Origin of the sequence: Desulfosalsimonas propionicica (assembly GCF_013761005.1) — a bacterium.
Classification (GTDB): Bacteria; Desulfobacterota; Desulfobacteria; order Desulfobacterales; family Desulfosalsimonadaceae; genus Desulfosalsimonas; species Desulfosalsimonas propionicica.
Genome location: NZ_JACDUS010000004.1, coordinates 342686 through 367389 on the forward strand (window position 1 = coordinate 342686; position 24704 = coordinate 367389).

18 protein-coding genes and 1 tRNA gene are annotated in these 24704 nt (G+C 54.7%); 6 read left to right on the top strand and 13 right to left on the bottom strand.

Features of this window, described 5'->3' with window-relative positions:
• Window positions 1-36 precede the first annotated feature (36 nt).
• The 3 genes from smc to HNR65_RS09855 all read left to right on the top strand — a co-directional run bounded on the left by smc (window position 37) and on the right by HNR65_RS09855 (window position 5458).
• Window positions 37-3708, top strand: coding sequence for a chromosome segregation protein SMC (smc, locus tag HNR65_RS09845; protein ID WP_181551309.1), 3672 nt, complete (start codon window positions 37-39; stop codon window positions 3706-3708).
• Window positions 3689-4915: a signal recognition particle-docking protein FtsY gene (gene ftsY, locus HNR65_RS09850; protein WP_181551310.1), complete on the top strand. Its 1227-nt coding sequence runs from the start codon at window positions 3689-3691 to the stop codon at window positions 4913-4915. The genes smc and ftsY overlap by 20 nt, the downstream gene beginning before the upstream one ends.
• A gap of 270 nt (window positions 4916-5185) precedes the next feature.
• Window positions 5186-5458 (top strand): HU family DNA-binding protein, encoded by a 273-nt coding sequence (locus tag HNR65_RS09855; protein ID WP_181551311.1) that lies wholly within the window; start codon window positions 5186-5188, stop codon window positions 5456-5458.
• Window positions 5459-5542: 84 nt separating this feature from the next.
• Here the strand turns inward: HNR65_RS09855 and HNR65_RS09860 are convergent, their stop codons facing one another.
• The 11 genes from HNR65_RS09860 to mfd all read right to left on the bottom strand — a co-directional run bounded on the left by HNR65_RS09860 (window position 5543) and on the right by mfd (window position 20324).
• Window positions 5543-5830, bottom strand: coding sequence for an acylphosphatase (locus HNR65_RS09860; RefSeq protein WP_181551312.1), 288 nt, complete (start codon window positions 5828-5830; stop codon window positions 5543-5545).
• A gap of 272 nt (window positions 5831-6102) precedes the next feature.
• Entirely contained in the window at window positions 6103-8142 is a 2040-nt protein-coding gene (gene ligA / locus HNR65_RS09865; RefSeq protein WP_181551313.1) for an NAD-dependent DNA ligase LigA, read from the bottom strand.
• A 24-nt stretch (window positions 8143-8166) separates the two neighbouring features.
• Window positions 8167-8427, bottom strand: a complete 261-nt coding sequence (locus tag HNR65_RS09870; RefSeq protein ID WP_181551314.1) for a hypothetical protein — start codon at window positions 8425-8427, stop codon at window positions 8167-8169.
• A 241-nt stretch (window positions 8428-8668) separates the two neighbouring features.
• Window positions 8669-10750 carry a glycine--tRNA ligase subunit beta gene (glyS, locus tag HNR65_RS09875; protein ID WP_181551315.1) on the bottom strand — a complete coding sequence of 694 codons (2082 nt, stop codon included), beginning with the start codon at window positions 10748-10750 and terminating at the stop codon, window positions 8669-8671.
• Between the two features lie 17 nt (window positions 10751-10767).
• Window positions 10768-11643, bottom strand: coding sequence for a glycine--tRNA ligase subunit alpha (gene glyQ, locus HNR65_RS09880; protein WP_181551316.1), 876 nt, complete (start codon window positions 11641-11643; stop codon window positions 10768-10770).
• Window positions 11644-11706: 63 nt separating this feature from the next.
• Entirely contained in the window at window positions 11707-12765 is a 1059-nt protein-coding gene (locus tag HNR65_RS09885; RefSeq protein ID WP_181551317.1) for a GHMP family kinase ATP-binding protein, read from the bottom strand.
• Between the two features lie 28 nt (window positions 12766-12793).
• Entirely contained in the window at window positions 12794-13564 is a 771-nt protein-coding gene (gene recO / locus HNR65_RS09890) for a DNA repair protein RecO (RefSeq protein WP_181551318.1), read from the bottom strand.
• 3 nt (window positions 13565-13567) lie between these two features.
• The gene (gene mgtE / locus HNR65_RS09895) at window positions 13568-14923 is read right to left on the bottom strand and encodes a magnesium transporter (RefSeq protein WP_181551319.1); all 1356 of its coding nucleotides are present in this window, start codon (window positions 14921-14923) and stop codon (window positions 13568-13570) included.
• Window positions 14923-15723 carry a helix-turn-helix domain-containing protein gene (locus tag HNR65_RS09900; protein WP_181551320.1) on the bottom strand — a complete coding sequence of 267 codons (801 nt, stop codon included), beginning with the start codon at window positions 15721-15723 and terminating at the stop codon, window positions 14923-14925. The genes mgtE and HNR65_RS09900 overlap by 1 nt, the downstream gene beginning before the upstream one ends.
• 50 nt (window positions 15724-15773) lie before the next feature.
• Complete coding sequence (locus HNR65_RS09905) at window positions 15774-16745, bottom strand: SurA N-terminal domain-containing protein (protein WP_181551321.1); 972 nt, start codon at window positions 16743-16745, stop codon at window positions 15774-15776.
• 33 nt (window positions 16746-16778) lie between these two features.
• Entirely contained in the window at window positions 16779-20324 is a 3546-nt protein-coding gene (gene mfd / locus HNR65_RS09910) for a transcription-repair coupling factor (protein ID WP_181551322.1), read from the bottom strand.
• 148 nt (window positions 20325-20472) lie between these two features.
• Here mfd and HNR65_RS09915 point away from each other — a divergent pair.
• The 3 genes from HNR65_RS09915 to HNR65_RS09925 all read left to right on the top strand — a co-directional run bounded on the left by HNR65_RS09915 (window position 20473) and on the right by HNR65_RS09925 (window position 21434).
• A tRNA-Thr gene (locus tag HNR65_RS09915) sits at window positions 20473-20548 on the top strand.
• A 383-nt stretch (window positions 20549-20931) separates the two neighbouring features.
• The gene (locus HNR65_RS09920; protein ID WP_181551323.1) at window positions 20932-21150 is read left to right on the top strand and encodes a hypothetical protein; all 219 of its coding nucleotides are present in this window, start codon (window positions 20932-20934) and stop codon (window positions 21148-21150) included.
• Window positions 21150-21434: an integration host factor subunit alpha gene (locus HNR65_RS09925; protein WP_181551324.1), complete on the top strand. Its 285-nt coding sequence runs from the start codon at window positions 21150-21152 to the stop codon at window positions 21432-21434. The genes HNR65_RS09920 and HNR65_RS09925 overlap by 1 nt, the downstream gene beginning before the upstream one ends.
• Before the next feature lie 116 nt (window positions 21435-21550).
• Here HNR65_RS09925 and HNR65_RS09930 read toward each other — a convergent pair whose 3' ends face one another.
• Window positions 21551-22954, bottom strand: coding sequence for a sigma-54-dependent transcriptional regulator (locus HNR65_RS09930; protein ID WP_232364729.1), 1404 nt, complete (start codon window positions 22952-22954; stop codon window positions 21551-21553).
• Window positions 22942-24531, bottom strand: coding sequence for a sensor histidine kinase (locus tag HNR65_RS18215; RefSeq protein ID WP_181551325.1), 1590 nt, complete (start codon window positions 24529-24531; stop codon window positions 22942-22944). Before HNR65_RS18215 ends, HNR65_RS09930 begins: the two co-directional genes overlap by 13 nt.
• Between the last annotated feature and the right edge of the window lie 173 nt (window positions 24532-24704).

The following is a 24704-nucleotide window of genomic DNA, read 5'->3' on the forward strand; positions in this document are numbered from 1 at the left end:
CCCGCCATTGTTTTACAATCGATAAAGGCCTTTTCCATGCAGCTCAAACGCATTGACATCTATGGGTTCAAGTCATTTGCCGAAAGATGCACCATTGTCTTTCCACCCGGCATATCCGCGGTGGTGGGCCCCAACGGCTGCGGCAAAAGCAACATCATTGATGCCATTAAATGGGTCATGGGCGAGCAAAGTGTGAAGCAGCTGCGGGGCAAATCCATGGGAGACGTGATTTTCTCCGGCACGGACAAAAAAGCAGCCGTGAACATGGCAGAAGTGTCGCTGACGCTCAGCGGCATTTCAGAACAGGCCCCGGCTTCTGTCAGCGCCTATGAAGAGATCATGGTCACCCGCCGGCTTTACCGTTCAGGCGAAAGCCGGTACATGATCAACAAACAGCCCTGCCGGTTAAAAGACATCAGTGATATTTTTCTTCGTTCCGGCATGGGGGCCCGGTCATGCGCCATTATCCAGCAGGGAAACATCGGGGCCATAACAGATGCCACAGCAGAGGAGCGGCGGACCTTTATCGAGGAAGCCGCCGGGGTCATGCGCTACAAAACCCGGCGCCAAGAGGCCCTGGTCCGGGTCAAATCCACACGCCAGAATCTGGACCGGATCAACGACATTCTCGACGAAATCGGAAAACAGCTTGAAGTCCTTGAGCAGGAAGCAGAAACAGCCCGGCAGTACAATGCGCGCATGGATCGGCTCAAGTACGCGGACATGCTCATATCGGTGTATTATTATGAACAATACGAGCGCCGGATCAACGAAAACCGGCAGCTGCTCCAACGCCTTAAGGAAAAGGACGAACTCAACACCGAAAGCCTTGAACAGCTAAATACCGCCCTGCAGGAAATCGAAGCCCGGCGCACACACGAAGAAAAAGCCCTTTCCGGGCTGCGCAACCAAAAAACAGACCTGCAACGCAGCATTGATCAGACAGAAAGCCGGCTGCAGCACCTTGAGGACGAACAATCCCGGCTGACCCGGGAGTTGTCTCAATTGCAGGAGTCCCTGGAAAAAACCCGCCAGAAGAATCAACAGATCGAAACCGAAATCCGACAGGCCGAAGAAAAAGCACAGTCACTGGAATCAGAAATTCAAGAACTGCAATCCAGCCTGGCCCAACAGGAATCCGCATCTGACCATGACAAACAGCGGCTTGCAGAGTTAAAACAGCAACTGGAAACCCATAAAAAAAACCAGTCCCGGCTGTCGGCCCGGCAGGCAAAATACAACAATGTTTACAGCACCGCGCTTTCCAACAAGGAACAGATCAAACGTCGCCTCAAGCAGGCGGAAAAGGAAAAAAACGAAACCGCCGATCAGATTGCCGAACTTGAGGAAACCGAAGCCGATCAGCAGCAGCGCCAGGATGCGCTCAATCAGGAAAAAACCCGGTTGGAAAGCGAAATCAGCTCCTGCCGCGAATTGTTAAAAGAGCAAAGCCAACAGCTCCACGCCCAGATCAAAACCGTCAATGAGCTGCAGCAGAGCCGGGCGCAAATCAAATCCCAGCTCGGGGTGCTCAAGCGGATGGAATCCAACTTTGAATGGTACAAGGACGGGGTTCGGGCGATCATGCAGGTCCGGCAAACCCAGGCCGGTCAAAGCGGGTTTGACCCAACGGACTGCCTGGATATCGTGGGCAACCTCATTGAACCGGATCCCGGATATGAACTGGCTGCAGAAGCCGCCCTTGGTGAAGCCCTGCAATACATCGTGGTTAAGGCCGCGGAATCCGGTATCCGGGCCATTGATTACCTGAAACACCAAAACGCCGGTAGAAGCGGTTTTATTTTCATGGAGTCCGGGGGGCAGAATTCTGAAAATCCGGGAAAAAACCCGGATACAACCCTACACGAGCACCCAAAGGCCACCCGCCTTCAGGACCATATCCGCACACGCCCTGGATTTGAGCCTGTTGTCCATTCTCTGCTTTCCGGCGTGGGCGTCTGTGACGACCTGCAAACCGCCCGTTCATTGCTGGATCCGGAAAACGGGTTTCGCATTCTGGTCACAAAGGAAGGGGATCTGGCGGGTGCCCCGGGCTTGATGATCGGCGGCAGCAAGGACCGGCTTGCCGGGATACTGGAAAAGAAGCAGGAAATCCGGCAATTGGAACAGAACCTGGCCGTTACAAACCAGCAGCTGGAGTCCGCCAAAGGGGTTCAGGAAAACCTGGAAAAATCCGTCCGGGGCCATGAAAATCAGCTGGCCGGGCTCACAGAGTCCAGTCACAAGTGCCAGGCAAAGCTGGTGGAGGTGGACAAGGCCCTTTACAAAACCGGTGAATCCCTTCGCCAGGCCCGCCGACGGCTGGAGGTGGCCACCCTGGAGCAGCAGCGGCTGGAAGGCGAAAAGCAAGACATCGGCCAGGAACTGGCCGAGCACGACAACATTCTTGCGGAAATCGACCAGCAGATGGGCGATCTGGAATCCGGGATCCGGGATACAGAGGCGCAAATCCGGGAGTTGGAGGAACAAATCCGGGTTCAGCAAAACGCCCGGATGGATATCAAGCTTAACGTCACCCGGCGTTCTGCCGAGTTGGAAAACGCTCAAAGCACGGTGGCCCGGCTCAAAAGCTTCAGGGAGGAAAGCACCAACCGGATTTCTGAAATTCAGCAGGAAATGGATCACAAGCAGCAACAGGCCGACAAGGCTGGCCGTCAGATCGAAGAGCGGCAAAAACAGCTCAAAAACCACAAACAGGAAATGGCAGGCCTACAGGAAGACCTCCGGAGCCGGCAGTCCGACTACCAGTCCCTGGTGGGCCGGCAGAAAAAAACCGATGCCACCATCTCCGGTACCCAGAGTGAATTGGAAGAGATCCGCAAAAAAATCCATCAGATCGAACTCGACCTGTCAGGACTCCACATCAACCAGGAAAACCTGGTCAACCGGTTTCTGGAAAAATACGCAGACTCCTTTGAGCAGGTGCGCACCGTATACCGGGATCAGGTTCTGGCCGCGGATTTTTCCATTGAAAAAGCCGAAAAAACCCGGACCGACACAAGAGAGAAAATCAACGCCATGGGCGAGGTCAACCTCGGTGCCATCGAGGCTTATGAATCCCGGAAACAGCGCTATGATTTTCTGGCCGGACACCGAGATGACCTCATGGAGGCCCTGGGAGATCTGGAAAACGTGATCCGAAAAATCAACCGGATCACCAGAAAGCTTTTTCTGGAAACCTTTGAAGCGATCAACCGGCAGTTTTCCGGTCTGTTTCCCAGGCTGTTTAACGGCGGGGCGGCCTGGCTGGAACTCACCGAGCCGGACAAGCCAATGGAAACCGGCGTTGAGCTGATGATCCACCCGCCCGGCAAAAAGGTTACCCGCCTGAGCCTGCTTTCCGGCGGAGAAAAGGCCCTGTCTGCCATTGCCTTTATTTTTTCCATATTTTTTCTGAATCCCGCAGCCTTCTGCCTGCTCGATGAAATCGACGCCCCGCTCGATGACGTCAATGTGGAACGTTTCAACGAGCTGCTGAAAATCATCGGTGAAAACACCCAGATCATCATGATATCGCACAACAAAAAGACAATGGAATTCTCGGACATTCTTTTCGGGGTGACCATGGCCGGCAGCGGGGTGTCCCGGGTCATATCGGTAAACGTAGAGCAGGCCCTGCAAATCAGCAAACAAAACACCCACGGCAACCACAACAAAGGAAGCGATCATGCTGCAGCACTTAACTGATTTCTGCCGGCGCTTTTATCAATCCCTGCAGGCCACGGGCTGGTATAAGGAAATCATCGGCGCCGGGCTTGCCCTTCTGCTTTTGATCCTGCTCATTGACATCATCCGGCGGCGAAAAAAAGCGGAAAAATGGCCAGCCGCAGAAACCCGGGCGGACCCGGCCCAAACCGAAGAGACCAGCTCCGGTCAACCGGCGGACTTCCACGAAATACCCGGACCCGAGCCCGAACAGGAAATTGAACAACCCGGTCCGGCCGGAGCCGAAACACACCCCTCACCGGCCGCCGAACCCGTCGCCCCGGAGCCGGCAAGCCTGATGGACCGGCTTAAAACCGGCCTCGGCAAAACCCGAAAATCCCTTGCCGGCCGGCTGGAACAGGCCTTTGCCGATAAAAACGTTCTTGACCGGCAAAACATGGAGGAAATCGAAGAAGCCCTGATTACCGCAGATGTGGGCATGGACACAACGATGAAACTCATCGGCCGAATCGAGGCCAATGCCGCCCAAATTTCCGGCCCTGAGCAGCTTCGGACCTTTTTAAAGCAGGAAATGCGAAAAGTCTTTGAAAACGTGGCACAGCCGGCACCAGTGGCAGAAACGCCCCATGTGGTTATGGTGGTGGGTGTCAACGGCGTGGGCAAAACCACCACCATCGGCAAACTGGCCTTTCAATACCGATGCCAGGGAGCCGGCGTGCTGATCGGCGCGGCAGACACCTTTCGGGCCGCGGCTGTGGAACAGCTCACCATCTGGGCCCAACGGGCAGATGCGGCCATTGTGGCCCACAGGGAAAACACAGACCCGGCAGCCGTGGCCTTTGACACGGTGGAAGCCGGCATTTCCAGGAGCATTGACCGGGTGATCATTGACACTGCCGGCCGGCTGCACACCAAGGTCAACCTCATGGAGCAATTAAAAAAGATCAAGCGCAGCATTGGCAAAAAACTGCCCGGCGCCCCCCATGAAGTGCTGCTGGTCCTGGATGCCACCACCGGGCAAAACGCACTGGCCCAGGCCAAAATGTTTCATGAAGGCATCGGAGTTACAGGTTTGATTCTCACAAAACTCGACGGCACTGCCAGGGGCGGCATCGTGGTGGGCATCTGTGATGCCATGAAGCTTCCGATTCACTACATCGGGGTGGGAGAAGCCATGGAAGATCTGCAGCCTTTTGACCATGAAGCCTTTATTGATGCCCTTTTCTAGCAGTATAAATTGCTTTTCCCGTATTGCTCATTATCAGGGCGCGCGCGTGGTGCGCAGATACATTTCCGGCAGGGGATACACAGGGATGAAACATGAATCCGGACTTTGATGGCTTTCCAAATACACTACAGATAAGGCCTGCCGGATAATTTTTTTTGAAAAAATTTATGAAAACCGCGTTTTATGTGTTGACAAGTAAAAAAACCTCTTTTAAGTTATCATAAAATCAGGGCTTTTTGATAAACTTTAACAAAAGAGGGAGGGAAAGTCATGACAAAAGCGGAACTGGTTGAAAAGATGGCAAAGGATGCGGGCATCTCCAAGGTTGCCGCCACTGCAGCACTCAATTCCTTCATGGACGGCGTGTCCAAGTCATTGAAGAAAAAAGACGGAAAAGTCACTTTGGTGGGATTTGGCACATTCCAGAAAGTCCGGCGCAAAGCCAGAACCGGCAGAAATCCCCAGACCGGTGCGCCCATCAAGATCAAGGCCCGCAACGTGGTCAAGTTCAAACCTGGCAAGCAGCTGCGGGAAACGGTTTAATTTACGCAGCCACAGATTTTTTTTCAATTTCCGGTCTTAAAAGGGCGGTATCCCGGTTTATGGGAACCGCCTTTTTATATCGCCCTAATGGGTATAACGGATGGTAAAATCCGAATACTCGCCGGTATAGGATTTTTCCTCCACTTCCACATCTGTCACCGAGGCCCCGGGCGGGCCCTGGCGGCACCAGTTGAGCATGTTGTCCACATTTTTGGCCTCGCCTTCCAACACGGCCTCCACCGTACCGTCAGCCCGGTTTCTCACCCAGCCGTTGACCTTGTGCTCCTCTGCAGCCCTGGCGGTTTCCATCCTGTAGCAAACCCCCTGAACCTTGCCCTTTATCACCGCACGCACAGCCTTTTTTTCTGTCATATACGCAATCACTCCTTTCCCGAAACAATATTGATGGCGCCGTAAAAAGTCCAATATCTGCGTTACGCGCAATTTCTCAGAATTTCACGTACGGCCAAGCACGTTGCATTCTTCGAAATTGCACAAGCCTTGATCTTAAACTTTTTACAGCGCCATCTGAAATCAAACTTTTTACTGTGCCATCAATATTTCTTTTGTTAAAAATAATGCATTGTCATAAATGGTTCAACCCCGGATGCGGTGCCATACCCTGCCGAAATTGATCCGTCAATTTATCCGCCGTCCCGGATCAATGCCTGGAATCCCGACTCGTCAACAACGGTGACACCCAGCTGCCGGGCTTTTTCCAGCTTGGAGCCGGAAGCCTCGCCGGCCACCACAAAATCGGTTTTGCTGCTCACCGAACCCGATACCCGGCCGCCGGCCGATTCGATTCTTTCCCTGGCCTGATTGCGGGTCATGGATGACAAGGTGCCGGTGAGCACAACGGTTTTGCCTTCCAGAGGACGGTCTGCGGTTTTGCCGGCATCCTGCTTTTCAGACACAATCTCCACGCCCAGGTCCTGAAGCGTCCGGATGATCTCAAGATTTTCCGCACGGCTGAAAAACTCGGTGATGCTGGCAGCCGCCACCGGCCCGAGCCCATCAATGGCCTCAAGCTCCCGGGAGTCCGCAAAGGCGAGCTCTTCGATTGTTTCATACCGGGCCGCCAGCAGCCTGGCCCCGTGTTCGCCCACGTGCCGGATACCCAGGGCATAGACAAAACGCGAAAAAACAATCTGCCGGCTTTGGGCGATGGCATCCACCAGATTTTGGGCGGACTTGGGTCCCATACGATCAAGGGCCTCCAGGGTCTTGACATCCAGACGGAAAATATCGGCAATGGATGCAATCAACTGTCGGTCCACAAGCTGGTCAATGAGCTTTTTGCCCAGCCCGTCGATATCAAAGGCGCCCTTGGCGGCAAAATGCCGGATATTGCCCTTGAGCTGGGCCGGGCAGTTGCGGTTGATACACCGGGTGGCCGCCTCGTCTTCGAGCCGGACGGCCCTTGCCCCGCATACCGGACAGGACTCCGGCATTTCAAATGATTTTTCCTCCCCTGTACGCCACGAATCAATCACCTTGACGATTTCCGGAATGACATCACCTGCGCGCTGCACCAGGACGCGATCGCCGATGCGCACGTCCTTTTTGGCCACCTCGTCTTCGTTGTGAAGGGTGGCCCGGCTCACGGTCACCCCGCCGATGCTTACCGGGTCAAGCACGGCCACCGGTGTCAGGGCCCCGGTGCGGCCCACCTGGACGATGATATCAACTACCCGGGTCTGTTCCTGCAGGGCGGCAAATTTGATGGCCACAGCCCACCTCGGGCTCCGGGAGGTGGTGCCCAGCTGCTGCTGGAGTGCATAGGAATCCACTTTGACAACCAAACCATCGATCTCATAGGACAAATCCGCGCGCATGGCGTCAAGCTCGTGAAAAAACCCAACAGCCTGGTCTGCGTCAAGGCCGCATCGCACCAGTGGATTGACAGAAAAACCCAGTTTTTCAAGAAACTCCAGGGCCTGGCAGTGGCCGGTCAATTCCGGGCCCTGCACCCGGCCGATGCCGTAGACAAAAATCTTCAGGGGCCGCTTAGCGGTCACCTTTGAATCCAGCTGCCGCAAAGATCCGGCAGAGGCATTTCGCGGATTGGCAAACAGGGAAAGATCATTTTCCAGGCGCCACTGGTTAAGGGCTTTGAAATCAGCGGTTTCCATGTAGACCTCCCCGCGGACTTCCAGCAGGGAAGGCGCGGAAACCCCGTTTTTTTCCTCCAGGCGCAGGGGAACCTGCGCGATTGTGCGCACATTGGGGGTGATGAGCTCGCCGGTATAGCCGTCACCGCGGGTGGAAGCGGTTTGCAGAACCCCGCTGCGGTAGACCAGTTCCACAGCCACTCCGTCCACCTTGGGCTCCACTGTGTAGCGCACCGGTGCATCGGTTTTCAGGGCCCTGCGGACACGCTGATCAAAGGCCGGGATATCATCTGCGGAAAAGCCCTTGTCCAGACTGAGCATGGCAACGGAATGGGCAATGGTCTCAAATTTTTCCAGGGGTGCGGAGCCCACCCGAACAGTGGGAGAATCCGGGGCGGCCAACTCCGGCCAGTTGGATTCGATCTCCAGGAGTTCCTGCATGAGCCGATCGTAGCGGGCATCTGAAATCTCGGGATCATCGAGCACAAAATACCGGTAATTGTGATGCCGGAGCTGTTCGCGCAGCTGCCGTGCGCGCTTGCGTACGGTATCATCAGGTGTGGGGCCCATCAAATGCCTCGTTTCGGCGTCGTATCAGTCCAGGGGGTTGACGTGTTCGGTGAGTTCGTCTTTGAGCTCGTCAATGATGTCGTAGAGCCACATGAGATCCTCCATGCTCAGGCGGCCGGCCTTGGCCGGGGCCCGGTCGGTGCCGTCCTTTTTTTTCAGTATGCGCGGACCGATTTGCACCTTGGGCTCGCCTTCGCCGTACTGGTTGATGGAAACAATAAGCCCGGTTTCTTCGTTTTGCCATTTCTTGAGCACTTTGTCCTTTTCCGGATCATATCCTGCCATGCAAATGCCTCCTTACACGTATTGCCGCTGCCGGTGAATCAAGCACACCTGCGGTTTTTTTGTTTAAGTGAAACGCTCACAATTGATTGTTTCGTAAAAAGTAAGTTTTTAGATGGCGCCGTAAAAAGTTCAAGATCAAGGCTTGCGCAATTTCGAAGAATGCAGCGTACTTATCCGTACGTGAAATTCTGAGAAATTGCGCGTAACGCAGATATTGAACTTTTTACGGTGCCATCACAATTCAGGTGGAAATTTTTGAGAAATCCGCCAGCCGGGCAAACAAATCTGAAATCCGCTGCAGCAGGGCCAGGCGGTTTTTGCGCACTTCCGGATTTTCGTCCATGACCAGAACCGTATCAAAAAACGCATCCACCCGGGGCTTTAATCCTGCGATCTGACCAAAGGCGGCGTCCATGTCCTTTTGGGCCAAAAGCCGGGACACGGTTTTTTCCGCTTCCAGCAAATCCTCATGCAGGGCGGTTTCAGCCGGGTCGGCAAACATCTGCTCCCGGATCTCCGAGCTGGCTGTATCCGCAGAATCGGCCTTGCGGATGATGTTGACCACCCGTTTAAATGCAACGGCCAGGGATTGGAAATCCGGTTCGGATTTTAGACGCTGCAGGGCTGCTGCCCGCTGCCACACATCCGTGACCCGGTCTGCGGACACCGATACCACGGCTGCTGCCAGATCCCGGGCAATATGAGCGTCTTCGAGCAGAAAGGCCATACGGTTTTCCATGAAACGGCAGACGTCCGCTGTTTTGGTTTCCAGTTGTCCCCCGGCGACCCCGAGCATTTCCAGGGCGTGGCCAACGGCTTCAGACAGGCTGAAATCCAGATCCTGGTCCATGGCGGTCTGGATAATACCGATGGCCTGGCGGCGCAGGGCATAGGGATCCGAGGCACCTGTGGGCACCAGCCCCAGGTAAAAGCAGCCGCAAATGGTGTCCATCTTGTCTGCGATGGAAAGCACCGCACCCGTCATGGCAGAGGGCAGCACGCCGCCGGAATATGTGGGCCGGTAATGCTGCTCAATGGCTTCTGCCACCGGCTCTGCCTCCCCTGCCCGCCTGGCGTAGATGCGCCCCATAACCCCCTGGAGTTTTGGAAACTCATTGACCACGTGGCTGACCAGATCCGCCTTGCACAAAAATGCCGCCCGGTCCACGTGGGCCAGGCCCTTTGCATCCAGGCCCAGGCGGCTGCCAAGAAGATTGGCAAGTTTGCGGATGCGCGTGGTCTTGTCATAGACAGAACCCAGCTCAGCCTGGAATATCACGGATTTTAACCGCTCCACCATGTTTTCCGGAGAAGCTTTTAAATCTGCGTGGAAAAAGAACCGGGCATCTTCCAGACGGGCCCGGAGCACCCGTTCATGGCCTGCGGCCAGCACCTGCATATCCCGGGCCACGTTGTTGTTGACCGCAATAAAATGCGGCATGATTTCATCATTTTCATTGACCACGGCAAAATAGCGCTGGTGCTCCCGCATGGCGGTTACCAGCACCTGTCTGGGAAGTTCCAGAAATTTTTCATCAAAATGGCCCAGCACCACTTCCGGATATTCCACCAAATGGGTGTTTTCCTCAACCAGTTCCATATCTTCAACGATCCGGCCGCCTGCGGGCTTTACCGCCCGGGCCATGCGCGTTTGCATTTCTGCGCGCCGCTGATCCATATCCGCCATCACCCAGGCCCCGGCCAGGGCATCGACGTACTGTTCAGGGGATTGAAGGCGGATCTTACCGGGTTTTAAAAACCGGTGGCCAAAAGTGTGCCGACCGCTTTTCACACCGGCAAAGGACACCGACACGGCGCGTTCACCATAGAGAACCACCAGGCTGTGCACGGGCCGGGCAAAGGCCACGCGCAGATCCGCCCAGCGCATGGTCTTGGGAAACGGTATAGCCATGATGATTTCGGGCAGTATCTCTTTTAGCACCGCCGGGGTGGGCCGTCCGCGCTCGGTTTTGCGCGTGCAGAGGTAGCGGCCTTTTCCGGTTTCCCTGATCTCCAGTTTGTCAACAGACACACCGTTCTTTTCAGCAAACTTTTCAGCAGCCACCGTGGGTTTGCCGTTTTCATCAAAAGCCACGCGCTCGGGCGGGCCGGTCAATTCTGACACCACTGTCTGCTGGCGATCGGCAACATCGCAGACGTAAACCGCAAGCCGCCTCGGGGTGCCGTAAATCCGGGCCTGGCCGCATTCAATCCGCAGATCCGTTAACCGGTCCACAAGCCGCCGGCAAAAGGCGTTTAGGGCAGGTACGATATAGCCGGCCGGAATTTCTTCGGTTCCGATTTCAATGAGCAAAGGTTTCATTTTCACACCTGTATGTTTCACTTGCTGACTTTGAGCATGGGATATCCAAGGGCTTCGCGCTGTTTTAAATAAACCTCGGCGCACTTGCGGGCCAGGTTGCGGATTCGGGCGATATAGCCGGTTCGTTCCGTAACACTGATGGCCCCCCGGGCTTCGAGCAAATTAAATGTGTGGGAGCATTTCAGGCAGTATTCATAAGCCGGCAAAACCAGATCCTGGGCGGCGGTGCGCCTGGATTCGGCCTCAAACCGGGCAAAGCATTTCTGCAGCATCTCCACATCCGCAATCTCAAAATTATAGATGGACTGCTCGACCTCCTGCTGATGGTCAATATCGCCATAGGTCAGGGAATCGTTCCACCGCAGGTCATAAACATTATCCACACCCTGCAGAAACATGCAGATGCGCTCCACTCCGTAAGTGATCTCCACTGAAACCGGGTGCACTTCGATGCTGCCGGCCATCTGGAAATAGGTGAACTGGGTGATTTCCATGCCGTCAAGCCACACCTCCCAGCCCAGGCCAGAGGCCCCCAGGGTGGGCGATTCCCAGTCATCCTCCACAAACCGGATGTCATGGTCCATGGCATCGATGCCCAGGGCTTTTAAGCTCTGTAGAAACATGTCCTGAACATTGGCCGGCGAGGGCTTGAGAAGGACCTGGAACTGGTAATAATGCTGGAGCCGATAAGGATTGTCCCCGTAGCGTCCGTCAGTTGGCCGGCGCGACGGCTGGGCATAGGCTACGTTCCAGGGCTCCGGTCCCAGGGCGCGAAGAAGGGTGGCCGGATGAAAGGTGCCCGCGCCCACCTCCATGTCATAGGGCTGGACCAGCACGCAGCCCTTGCGGGCCCAGAAGCGCTGCAATGTCAGTATCACATCTTGAAAATTCATCTTTGATTTCCCGCTTGCCTGTGATTTGTTTCAAGCGTCAATATTGATGGCGCCGTAAAAACTTCAAGATTCCACCCGGAGGCCTTCTGCAGCCACACAAGCACCAAGTATGTCCCCGTCCGGGCGGCCGGACACGATTGCCTCCCATTGGGGCCGAAGCGAGGCAATGGCACCTGCCGGACCCAGCGCCCACAGACATCCCCCGCCGCCGGCGCCGGCAAACCGGGCCCCGCAGTTTTGTTCTTTCGCAGCCTCAATTAGCGCTGCGCCCACCTCATCGACCACATGAGGAGTGATCCTGCGCCGCAGTTCGGTCTCGCGGTTCATCCATCCGGCTGCAGCCGCCATATCCCCATGGGCAAAGGCTTCTACAAACTCGCTGGTGGCCGCTACGATCTGCTGCCACTGCGGCCGGTCGTGTCCGTCAAGAAACCGACGAATCCAGGTGCCGTTGATATCTTTGGATTCATGGGGCACCCCGCAGTAGGCCACCAAAAGATTGGCATTGATTTCCCCGGCGTTTTCAGGCGGTATCAATACCTGCTGCCGCCACCCCGGCCGTCCCTTGTCAAGGGTCCAGTACCAGGCATTGACCCCGCCGTATGCGGCAGCCAGTTGATCCTGCATGCCGCAGGGCACCCCGGCCAGTCCCTGCTCGATGCCGTGGGCCAGCAGGACCGCGGCTGAGCGGTCCGGAGCAGGCCTTTTCGTGCCAGCCTGAAGTTGGGACAATGCCGCCACCAGCGCCACAGCCGCAACAGAAGAGCCGCCAAGGGCACTTCTGGGCGGAGAGGCCGAGTCAATATCAATATGAATCCCGTCCATGCGAAACAATGCGGCAATGGCAAAAACAAGCCCCAGTGGATGAGAGAAAGGCGCCTGGTCCATGGAAAATTCCGCTGTTTCAAAGCCCCTTGAGCTCACCCGGATGCGGCCGGGCTCGGCAGCGCTAACCTGCACCCTTGTGCGCAGGTCCAGCGCAATGTTGAAGGTGCACGGTTGCAAGTGTGCCAATGGATAATACAGGCTGCTGATATCCAGGGTGCCCCCCAGGTCCACGCGGCATGGCGCCGATACCGTCACCAGGGCTGATTTGCAATTTCCGGATAAATTTGTTGTCATGTATCTGTGCTGTTTTGACTGGTATGCGTCACTGCCTGCGCATCTGCTGCAGCACCCGTAAACTGCGCGGAACCCGCCCAAGATGATAGGGCACAAAAGCCTCCATTGCCAAAAGCCCTTCTTTGACCGCAGACCCGGTCAGCCGCAGGCGCTGGACCGTTCGGATTTCGTTTTCCTGGATCCATGCCAACTGCTTGACCGTTCCCGGAGAGATCCGAATCCGGCTCCGGCCACTGTCTGCCGCACATCCATTGCATACAATGCCGCCCTTTTCAAGATCAAAAAAAAATGCCAAAGACCCCATCCGGTCCAAAGGGGTTTGGCAGGCGACGCACCCGTCCATTCGGGGGGCCAGGCCGGCTAAGGTCAGAAATCGTACCTGAAAAATAATGCTCATTTCCGCCGGAGCTGCCAGGTTTCTGTCCAGGCCCCGCAAGGCGTAATACAGCAAGCGGTAAATTTTTGCCTGGGGCCGGTATTCTTCCAGCCATCCGCACAGCAACTCCGCCCAGTAGCTTGCATACAGGGTTTTGACCACATCGTCGCGGATTTCGGCAAACGGGGTCTGCATGGCCGCTTCCTGCAAAACCGGCATGCCTCCGCGCCTGGGGCTGCGACAAACCAGTTCCAGCACGGTAAAGGGCTCCAGAAGCCCGGAAAAGCGCTTTCTGCTCTTTTTGGCGTTTTTGGCAATAACCGGAATCCGGCCTTTTTCCCGGGAAAAAAACGTGATGATCAGGTCGTGGTCGCCGTGATCAATGCGCCGCAGCAGAATCGCCGGAGTGGAAAATCCGGACATGTTTCATATTCCGAGCAGAAACGTGGCCAGCTGAAAATAAAAAAACACGCTGACAATATCAATGGCAGAGGTCACAAAGGGGCCCGTGGCCACGGCCGGATCCACGTTGATTCTGGCAAAAAGCATGGGCAGAAGCGAGCCGATCAGTGCGGCAACCGTCATAGAAGACAAAACCCCCATGGACACCGCCAGGCTAAAGCCGGCCACACTGTATTGGAACTGAGCAAGGCCCGCCAGCAGACATCCGTAAACCACCCCCAGAATCAGGCCCACGGCCAGTTCCTTGGACACCACCCGCCACAAGTCCTGGATATGAATCCGACCGGTGGCAAGGCCCCGCACCACGATGGTGGAGGACTGAATGCCGACGTTTCCGCCCATTCCCATGATCACCGGGATAAATGCGGCCAGATAGGAGATCTGCTGGAGGCTGGCCTCGAAATGCCCGATCACGAAAATGGCAATCACTCCGCCCACGCAGCTGGCAAACAGCCAGGGCAGCCGGATGCGGGTGCTGCGGAACACGGACTTGGTTTCAACAAATTCCTCGCCCACACCAGCCATTTTTAAGATATCCTCCGTGGCCTCCTCCCGAAAAATATCAATGACGTCATCCACGGTCACCAGGCCCACCATGCGGTGCTCCTCGTCGACCACCGGCACAGCCAGAAAATTGTACCGGGCAACGATCTTGGCCACTTCCTCCTGGTCCATGTCCGTGGTTACGGAAATCACATCCGTGGACATGAAGTTTTTCAAAGGGGTGTCAGGCCGGACAAGCACCAGCTGGCGCAGGGAACACACTCCTGAGAGATGCTGATCCTCATCGATGACATAGATGTAAAAGGGCATCTCAATGTCTTTGTATTCCTTGCTCTGGAGGGTGGAGACCACCTCGCCGGCGGTCATGTCCTCGGGCAGGGCGATGAAATCCGGAATCATGATCCCGCCGGCGGTATCATCGGGATACATCAGCAGGTTTTCAACGTCTTCATCGCCCTTTTTGCGGATATGGGCCAGGACATCATCAGCCTGCTCCCTGGGCAGCAGCTTAATAAATGCGGCCGCGTCATCTGAGGGCATCTGATCGAGGATTTCAATAATATCGGAAACACTGACACCCTCGATCACCGACAATACAATATCTTCGTCAAGCTCGCTTAAAATCTTTCCCTGCTGCTGGCGATCCTCGATCAGAGAAAACAGCTGCCGCTGATGGGAGGCGGACAAAGAAGAGAATACCATGGACAGGTCTGCTGCATGGATCCGGCTGATGATCTTTTTTAACCGCGCATGGGCTCCCCGGCGCAGCAACCGCTTGACGGTTTCAATCAATATGTAGTTTCGCTCACTGGCCATTATCTTTTTCCGTTGGATTGCGGCAGACGGATGTTAACGGATCGGCCTGGTTCGGAGTTGAAATTCACAATCCGGCCGTTAAAACGCAGCCGGACGCCTGCGGCGTTGCTGATCAGCAGCTGAAAACCGCTCCTGGCGGCCAGTTCCACGTGATCATTGGGATCCAGCCGGTATTTGGTATAAGGTTGATCATCAATGCGAACATTTAATGTGACTTCGTCAACCGCATCAATATCCAGCCGCTGGAGCCCTGAACGATTTTTTTCAAGACCGGCGCTGTTTTCTGTCATGCCGGCTTTGTCGTCTGCCAGCCCTGACGGCTGCCGTGGGTTTTGTTCCCCAGGTGCCGGCAGGCTCTTCTGCTGCCGGGCCGGAGATAACCCCATCCCGGATTCCATCCGCGAAAAAGCATACAAAGACAGCACCATAATCACCCCCAGTACGGCCAGGGCGATCATGCTCCGGGAAAAGGCCTTGTTCCCGGCTGCCAGGACCTCGCTTTCCCTGCGGAGGGCCTCCTCATAGGCCTGGCGGTGAAGCTTGTAGCGCTCTATAATGTCTTCGGCGTCCACGCCGATTTCCCGGGCGTAAACCCGCAACATACCCTTTGTATAAACTTCTCCGGGCAGACGTTGATGATCCTCAGCCTCGATGTAACGAAGCTGGCGGACAGACACGCAAATGGCGTCAGCCACGACTTCCGGGGCAATGCCCTGTTTTTCCCGGATGGTTTTTAAGTATCGGCCAAAGGATACAGCTTCGGTCCCCGACCTGTTTTCCATGTATGCACGGGTTGCCAAAGTATTTTATCCACAGGGATCCTCAGGTTGACAAATACGGGCCCCCTGGATTACCGAAAGATACGGATATGGGCATTTTCCCGCAACGACTCCAGCCAGGCCCTGTATTTTTTATTTACCTGCTCGTTGTAAAGCTTTTCTTCAATTTCAGCGGCAACCGACGCCAGGGGTTCAGACGGGGCTTCAATAATTTTTTCCACATAAAAAATCTGAATTCCCTGTCGGGTTTCCACCCCGTCGGAAACCTCTCCCTCGTTTAAATCACCGATCACCGGCCGAAGATCCCGGGCCAGATCATGGACTGCAAATTCACCAAGCTCCCCGCCCTCATCAGCATTGGGCCCTTGAGAATATTTTTCCGCCAGTGTTCCGAAAGAAACGCCTTCATCGAGTTGCTCCCGAATTTTCTTGATGCGCCGGCGAATTTCAGGATCATCGCTGTCCTTGTCCGTACCGGCCAACAGGATATTGCGAATTTTGTATCGGGGCTTGCCGCCGTATTTTTCCGGGTTTTCTTTATAATAGCGATCAATGTCCTCGTCGGTGATGACAATGCTGGATTTGACCTTACGATTGACCAGGCGGCTTCGAAGAATCTGGCGACGGAGTTCGCCGCGATACTGCTCCATGCTCATTCCCTGCATTTCCAATGCCTGTCGCAGCTGCTCATCGGTATAATAATTTCGCTGCTTTACCTGCTCAATAGCGGCATCTACCTCGGCTTTTCCCACCTGGATTCCAGCCTGCTCGATCTGCTGATCCGCCAGGGTCTCATTGATCAGTTCATCAATTAACTGCATCCGCGCCTCATAGAGCTGCTCGCGCATCTGCTCTTCAGACAGATTTCTGGAAGCCAGCTGCTGCCGGACCGGCTCCAGCTGGCGTTCAACTTCCCTGAGCCGGATGATATCATCGTTGACCACGGCGACAATGCGGTCCACCACCTCGGACCGGGCGCCCGCAAAAGGCACAAACGTCAGCAAAACAGCCGCAACCGCAAAAAGCGCCCAAAAACATTTCATCCGCAACAACCCCCTTTTGATACAAGAAAATTTTTAATTATTAACATATGTTGCAATTTCCATCAAGATTTTTTTGGCCTGATTCATCAGGCTGTTGATCCGGGTTTTGCCCATGGGCACGCACAGGACATGGTCCGGGGTGAATCGGTAGCGCCCTGGATCGGACTGGATGAGATCCATCAGCCCGTGCGGATTTTTCTGATGCATCCCGGAAAAGCTCAATGACATGGTTTCCCAGGTCAGATCCAGGCGCCTGACACCGGCCCGGACAGCCAGGATCCGCAGCATGATTTTAAGCAACAGGTGAAGCGCCTCTGCAGGCGGTTTGCCATAGCGGTCCGTTAGCTCCTCCCGGAAATCAGCCACATCTTTTAAATCAGTCATCCGGGCCAGGCGTCGGTAAGCGGCCAGCCGCTGATCGATATCAGCAATATAGGATTCCGGGATAAACACAGATACCGGAATATTGATTTCCGGCTCCAGGGGCTCGGTGACCGCCTCGCCCTTGAGCCGGCCCACGGCCTCTTCCATGAGCTTTAAAAACATGTCATAGCCCACCGCGGCAATGTGACCGGACTGGGAAACCCCCAGGGCCGCGCCTCCGCCCCGGATCTTTAGATCGTTTAGTGCGATCTGGAACCCGGCTCCCAGATCACTGTGCTCCATGACCACCTTAAGCCGCTTTTGGGCATCCCGGGACAAAGCTGCCTCCCTGGGCACGATCATGTAGGCATAAGCCTGGGTGTCGGCCCGCCCTACCCGGCCCCGCAACTGGTAGAGCTGGGCCAGGCCCATTCGGTCGGCCCGGTTGATGATCATCGTATTGGCGTTGGGAATGTCCAAGCCCGATTCCACGATGGTGGTGGAAACCAGCATATCAATGTCTTTGTTGATAAACCCATACATGACCCGTTCAAGCGCATCTTCGCCAAGCCGCCCGTGGGCAACGCCCATACGGACCTCGGGCACCATTTCCGAAAGCCGCCGGGCCATGTTGTCAATGGTGCTGATGTTGTTGTGCACGAAAAATATCTGCCCGCCCCTGGCGAGTTCACTGCGGATGGCTTCAGCAATGACCGCGGCGTCAAATTCGCTGATATAAGAAATGATGGGATGGCGCAGCTCCGGCGGAGTGGTAATCACGCTGATATCCCGGACCCCGAGCATGGACATGTGCAGCGTACGCGGAATGGGGGTTGCGGTCATGGACAGCACGTCAACGGAAGTACGCATCTTTTTGAGCTTTTCCTTGTGGCGCACCCCAAAACGCTGCTCTTCGTCAATGATAATCAGGCCCAGGTCCTTGAAAGCCATGTCTTTTTGCAAAAGCCGGTGGGTGCCGATAACAACATCGACCCGCCCCTGTTTAAGTCCCTCGATGATCTGTGTCTGCTGTTTTCGGGTACGGAACCGGTTTAAGCTTTCCACTGAAACCGGATAGCGCTCAAAGCGCTCGGAAAAGGTCCTGAAATGCTGTTCCGCCAACAAAGTTGTAGGCACCAGCACGGCCACCTGCTTTCCGTCATTGACCGCCTTGAATGCCGCCCGCAGGGCCACCTCGGTCTTGCCGTAGCCCACGTCTCCACAAATCAGCCGGTCCATGGGAACATCGGATTCCATATCACTGATCACATCCGAGATGGCCTTTAACTGATCCTCGGTTTCCTCATAGGGAAAGCCCGCTTCAAAGTCCTTATAATAAGAATCCGCCACCCCAAAGGCATATCCCTGCTGGACCTTTCGCCTGGCGTAAAGATCCAGCAGGTCCCCGGCAATTTTTTCCACGGATTTTTTGGCCTTGCTTTTCACCCTGGCCCAGGATGTGCCCCCGAGTTTGTCCACAACAGGCGCAACATCGTCAACGCCCATGTATTTCTGAACAATATCCATGCGGTCAACCGGTACAAACAGCTTGTCGCCCCCCCGGTATTCCAGCACCAGAAAATCATTGGTCACCCCCTCCAGGGTGATTTTCTCCAGGCCCTGATACCGGCCGATACCGTGATCCATGTGCACCACCAGATCCCCGGCGTTGAGATCGGCAAAATCCAAAAATGCCGACTGCACAGTCTGCCGGGCGTCTTTTCGGCTTCGGGGCCGGACCCGGGTGCCAAAAATCTGCCGGTCCGTGACCAGGGCAAGTTGCTGATCATGCCAGACAAATCCCGAGGAAAGCCGGCCGATGCAGATGCCCGGCTTAGAGGAAAAAGCCGGCATTTCGGAAAAATCCGATATGATCTGCGGCTGGATCTCATAGGCCTCGATCAAATCGAGCAGGCGGCGTGCCTGGGATTTGCTGCGGCAGACCATCACAGTGGTATAGCCGGAGTTGCAGTGCTGATTAATCCAGCCGGCCAGGGGCTTTAGGATCTGCTCATCCCGGCGGTGCCCGCCAAGAGAGGCCTCCAAATCGGAAAGATCGTCCACGGACAGGTCAATGCGATCGGCATCCGGGGTGCGGGCTTTGGCCGGAGAGTAAATATCAATTTCCCGGAACAAAATCTGCTGGTGCTTTTCCAGGCATGCCTTTGCCTCATCCCAGTCCTGATAAATCTGCTCCGGTGACACGCACATCCGCTGATCCTGGCATGCGGAATCATAATTGCGAACGGCCAGATCCTGCTTGTCAACCGCTGCTTTTTCAATAGCGCCGGTGTCTGCGGCAATCACCAGGGCATTGGTGGGCATATAATCAAACACCGTGTCCAGTTCCCCGTAAATCAGGGGCAGCAGGCTCTCCACCCCGGCAAAAATGCCTTCCTCCCGGATCCGCTCGACAAATTCGGTTTCCGCAGATTTGGGCAAACCGGCGGCCTGGCGCTGGCTGCGGGTGCGTTCAATGATATGATGAAGCTGATGCTTGTGCAGCACCGCTTCCCTGGCCGGCAGGATGACAGCCTCGGACAGGGATTGAAGCTTTCGCTGACTCGATGCGGAAAACAGACGGATGGACTCCACCGTATCGCCGAACAACTCAACGCGAAGGGGATTTTCATACATGGGCGAGAAAACATCCACGATATCGCCGCGGACACTGTAGTCGCCAGGCTCCTCCACCATGGCGGCATGGTTATACCCCCCCGAAGTGAGCTTTTCCACCAGGCCGTCTCGGTCGATTTCCTCGTTGACCATGAGCAGATCCGCGTAATCGGCCAGTTCCTGCCGGGGAATAATCTGCTGGAGAAGGGTTTCCACCGGTGCCACAACAAGCCCCGCATCCCTGTGTCCCGTGGCCAGTTGATACAGGATGCGAATTCTGCGGGCGGCAATTTCATTGTGATAGGACACCCGTTTAAAAGGCAGGATATTATACGGCGAAAAAACACAGGGCTCAGGGCTGTCGGGCCCTGCAAAAAAATTCAGATCCTGGGCAAAATTTTCCGCCTCCCCCATGCTGGCCGTCACCACAAACACAGGCCGCATGGTATGCCTTGCCAAACGCGAAACCAGATATGCCCCCTGCCCCCCGGAGGCGCCGGTGCAGATAAGGGTCCTGGTTCCGGATGCCAGACGCTGGCCGATATCTTCAATAATGCTGGTTTGCTGCGCCCGCAGGGCACTGATGGTTGTTTTTGGCATTTTTTCCATTTACAAATAAAGGTTGATCCTAAATTGAACGAAATTTTTTAAAATTATATTGAAACCAAAACTTTATAAATTTGAAAAGCTCAATTCAGGTTCATGCTTGACTGAATTTATAAGTCCGTGGTAATAAAAAATTTGTTTTGCCGACGTAGCTCAGCAGGTAGAGCAGCGCACTCGTAATGCGCAGGCCAGCGGTTCGACTCCGCTCGTCGGCTCCACATCAGACAGGGTTTCAGTTGTTTTCTGCTGAAACCTTTTTTATTTGCCGTGAACTGACTTTGGATAACTAACATCACAAGCAGCTGCCGGGCAAACCGAATCTTGTAATATAAAAACTTGTTGGAAAAAAATCAATTCCAACCACAGAGTTTTACCCGGCTCAGGGCATTTGGCCTTCCCCGCATGAGCCCGTAAAATGGATAAAAACCGACGACAGTAAAGCAAAAATCGCTATAACCGCTTGACATATTATTCATATCGGTTTATTTAGAATAAAAACATGATCATTTCATGCTTGAAATTCATTTGAGAATCATTTATCAACAGCCAATTGTCCAAGTAACCCGCAGCATGCGGAATCATACAGAAAAACAGGCTGGTTATGGACTGCCCGAATTTAAAACCAGATGATGCAAAATCAGATGACCTGGAATTAAAAGAGGAGATTCAAGCCATTTCCGGCCGGATCAACCGTATTTTAAAAGAGGTAAAACAACATTATTGCCTTGCCGAATCCGATGCACAACCCGAGACAACCGATCCGGCAGCCGCTGAAACAACCGTTTGTCACCCCAATCCAACGCCAGACCAGGAGGCATAATGGCACTGACCAAAAATAAAATTGTCGAGCGGGTCAATGACCTGGGCTTTACCAAGAAAAAGTCCGTGGATATTGTGGAATCTTTGCTTGAAATCATTAAACGGAGCCTGGAAAATGATGAAGATGTACTGGTATCAGGCTTCGGAAAATTCTGCATCAAGCAAAAGGAAAGACGCCGGGGCCGCAATCCGGCAACCGGCAAGGATCTTTTGCTCAATCCCCGGAAGGTCGTGACCTTTAAGTGCTCGGGAAAGCTTCGGGAGAGAATTAATAAGGGACGATAGCCCCGCAGTTCAGCCAGCCGTCCATTTTCTCGTCAGCCTCGCTTTTTCCGGCCAGGGCCCTGATGATCCCATCAGGGCCCTGGCTTGTTATTTGCCGCATAAATCTCAGGCCCGCATTAACCGATCCCATAAGTCTTCATTTTACTAAGCAGAGACGGATGACTGATTTCCAGCAATCGCGCGGCTCGTGTTCGGTTTCCGCCTGTTTCAGCAAGGGCTTTTTGAATCAGTACCTGCTCCAACGCCTGCCGACCGGATTTCAGGGAAAATCCGGCTGCAATGGCATCCAGGCCGCTGTTTTTGTTTTCCGGCCGGCCAAGCCCGGCAAACAGATCCTCGTCGAGTTCCGGTTCTTCGGCCAGGACAACGGCACGCTCGATCACATTTTCAAGCTCGCGGACATTGCCGGGCCAGGAATGCTGCATCAGCAATGACATGGCCCTGGCTGAGATACCGGTGATTTTTTTTTCAAACCTGGCCTGGTAGCGCTCAATGAAAAACTGCACCAGCGATGCGATGTCTTCGCTGCGTTCCACCAAGGGCGGCAAGTGGATGGGCATTACATTGAGACGGTAAAACAGATCCTCCCGAAAATTGCCCTGCTCTGCCTGTGCTGCCAGATCCTTGGAAGTGGCGGCAACAATCCGGGTATCAACGGTTTTTGAACGGGTAGTGCCCACGGGGCGGATCTGGCTGTCCTGCAGCACCCGAAGCAGTTTCACCTGCAGGGACATGGGAAGATCCCCGATTTCATCAAGAAACAAAGTTCCCCCGGAAGCCGCCTCGAACAAGCCCTTGTAATCCCGGTCAGCTCCTGTAAAAGCGCCCTTTTTATGTCCAAACAACTCGCTTTCAAGCAGGTTTTCCGGAATTCCGGCACAATTGACCGGAATAAAGGGTTGGCCGCCCCGCTTGCCGGCTGTATGAATCCCTCTTGCCATCAGTTCCTTGCCGGTTCCGCTTTGGCCGGTGATCAACACCGTGATGTCATACTGGGCCACCCGCTTGCCAAGCTCAAACACGGCCTGCATGCTCCGGCTTTCGGCAATCATCTCTCCAAACTGCCGGGGCTGCGCAATGCGTTCAAGGCGAAATTTCAGTGCGCGATTTTCCCTTTTCAGGCTTTCCCGCTCCTCAGCTTTTTTAAGGGCCAGCAGAATTTCATCGGGCTTAAACGGCTTTGAGATATAATCATAAGCCCCTTTTTTCATGGCTTCGACAGCCGTATCAATGGTGCCATAGGCTGACATCATGATCACGCTGGTTTCAGCAAGTCGGGAGCCGGCCGCCTCCAGAAAGGCCATACCGTCCATGCTCGGCATCCGGATATCACAGAAAATGTAATCATATGTGCCGGTTTCCAGAAGCTCAAGTGCAGCCCGCCCGTCTGCGGACGTATCCACGCAGTATCCGGCATCACCGAGCAATGCGCTTAACATGTGGCGCATGTTGGCTTCGTCATCCACGACAAGGATTTTTGTGTGATTATCATTTCCATGGACAGAGTTCATTGCTGCCATCCATTTTCACCTTTGTCTTTATTTTCCCCACGGCTTTGGCTTTTTTGACCTGCGCCCGCAGCCAGCGGAAGCCGCAGCACCATTTCAGTTGCCCCGGGTTTGGGGCTTGCCACAGTTATGTCGCCGCCCGTCTGCTGGATGATCATATAACTCACCGACAAACCGAGCCCGGTGCCCTTGCCAGGCGCCTTGGTGGTAAAAAATGGATCAAAGACCTGCTCAATATGCTGCGGATCAATGCCTGCGCCGTTGTCCCGGATCTTTAATGCAATAAACCCGGCAGGCGGATCATGGGCCCTTCGAAGCCGGGCATCAAAAATGCAGCGGGTACTCAGGCAGATCTCCCCGGCCCGGGCATTGCCTGACTGCCGGATGGAATCAGCCGCATTGATCATGAGATTGACCAGCACCTGGTGCACCTGGTCGGCATCCGCATATATCCGGCAGTTTTGCGCATTCAGACGGTACTGAAAATCAATGTTTGAAAACAGGGGCTGACAGGCAAGCATCTCCCCGACCTCACGGATCAGATCGTGAAAATCAAGTAAATCCGGTTTATTCCCGCATTTTCTGGAAAAATCCAGAAGTTGCCCGATAATGGTATGAACACGCTGTATTTCCGATTCGGCCCGATGAATATAATCCATGCCGGTTTGATCCTCCGGTGCAACACAGCGGGACTTGAGCAACCCCAGATATCCGAGCACAATACCGATGGGATTGCCGATTTCATGGGCCAGGCCCGCGGAAAGACGGCCAATGGAAGCCAGTTTTTCCGCGCGAACAATATCATTTTTGGCATCTTTTAATTGCTGGTTGGCCTGCTCCAGGGAGGCCAAAGACTGCTTGAGCCGCCTGCGGTCGGCTTCGATACGTGAAAGCATCTGGTTGAGTGCACCCGACAACCGACCGAACTCGTCTTTCTGCTTCTCGGAAAACCATTCCAGGGGTTCAGAGGCCTGGTAGGCGTCTGTATTTCGGATCAACCGATCAATGGGCCGGGTTACCATGCGCGAAATCCGCCAGGCGCCAAAGGATACCAGCAGAACAATATTGAAAAGCAGATAGCCGAATGCCATTTTCTGGGTTGCACGCATGGCGCCATAAACCGAAAAAAGCGGCACAACGCCGGTAACGACCCGGCCTGTCTCCGGCACAGGCCGGGAGATCAGTGCATATTGGCTTTTGGGACCGAGAACCCCCCAGATTCTGCCGCAAAAAACAATCTGCGGCTTTTGCCTGGAAACCGCCTGTTTGTGGGTGGCACGAATGGTTTCTGAAAGCGGCTCCGAAAAGGTGCCAAAAATTTGAGTTTCAGAATTCCCGGCGCTTACAAGCATTGCTGAAATCCCCCCGGATTCCGGACCAGCTATGTTCCAGCCGGCAGTTGCCCGAATGTTTTCTATCACCCCGGTTCCGGCCAGTTGTTTGATCCACGCACGCGCCGAAGCCACATGATGGTGAACCATTTTCTGCTCGGCAATCTGGAGAAACACAAAATCCGTAAGGCCCACGGCAAGAAGCACCACAAAGGCCACATTGACGGTTATACCGGTTTTCAGGCTTTTTAAGCGCACTGTATATATCCGGTTTTGTATTTCATGAAATAAGAGGAATCCGGCGAATCTGCCGAAAATGAGTCTCGTAAGGTTCCGTTCACCCGATAATGTCACAAAAAAGCCCCGATGTCCAGTATTGGGGCATCGGGGCTTTTATGAAAAAAAATCCGGCGGCGTCCTACTCTCCCACA

Bases quoted from the DNA above. Each gene is read 5' to 3' on its own strand.
- HNR65_RS09860 (WP_181551312.1), bottom strand. From the start codon at position 5,830: ATGACAGAAAAAAAGGCTGTGCGTGCGGTGATAAAGGGCAAGGTTCAG.
- HNR65_RS09855 (WP_181551311.1), top strand. From the start codon at position 5,186: ATGACAAAAGCGGAACTGGTTGAAAAGATGGCAAAGGATGCGGGCATC.
- mfd (WP_181551322.1), bottom strand. From the start codon at position 20,324: ATGCCAAAAACAACCATCAGTGCCCTGCGGGCGCAGCAAACCAGCATT.
- ftsY (WP_181551310.1), top strand. From the start codon at position 3,689: ATGCTGCAGCACTTAACTGATTTCTGCCGGCGCTTTTATCAATCCCTG.
- HNR65_RS09925 (WP_181551324.1), top strand. From the start codon at position 21,150: ATGGCACTGACCAAAAATAAAATTGTCGAGCGGGTCAATGACCTGGGC.
- glyS (WP_181551315.1), bottom strand. From the start codon at position 10,750: ATGAAACCTTTGCTCATTGAAATCGGAACCGAAGAAATTCCGGCCGGC.
- HNR65_RS09930 (WP_232364729.1), bottom strand. From the start codon at position 22,954: ATGGCAGCAATGAACTCTGTCCATGGAAATGATAATCACACAAAAATC.
- glyQ (WP_181551316.1), bottom strand. From the start codon at position 11,643: ATGAATTTTCAAGATGTGATACTGACATTGCAGCGCTTCTGGGCCCGC.
- HNR65_RS09885 (WP_181551317.1), bottom strand. From the start codon at position 12,765: ATGACAACAAATTTATCCGGAAATTGCAAATCAGCCCTGGTGACGGTA.
- ligA (WP_181551313.1), bottom strand. From the start codon at position 8,142: ATGGGCCCCACACCTGATGATACCGTACGCAAGCGCGCACGGCAGCTG.
- mgtE (WP_181551319.1), bottom strand. From the start codon at position 14,923: ATGGCCAGTGAGCGAAACTACATATTGATTGAAACCGTCAAGCGGTTG.
- HNR65_RS09920 (WP_181551323.1), top strand. From the start codon at position 20,932: ATGGACTGCCCGAATTTAAAACCAGATGATGCAAAATCAGATGACCTG.
- smc (WP_181551309.1), top strand. From the start codon at position 37: ATGCAGCTCAAACGCATTGACATCTATGGGTTCAAGTCATTTGCCGAA.
- recO (WP_181551318.1), bottom strand. From the start codon at position 13,564: ATGTCCGGATTTTCCACTCCGGCGATTCTGCTGCGGCGCATTGATCAC.
- HNR65_RS09870 (WP_181551314.1), bottom strand. From the start codon at position 8,427: ATGGCAGGATATGATCCGGAAAAGGACAAAGTGCTCAAGAAATGGCAA.
- HNR65_RS09905 (WP_181551321.1), bottom strand. From the start codon at position 16,745: ATGAAATGTTTTTGGGCGCTTTTTGCGGTTGCGGCTGTTTTGCTGACG.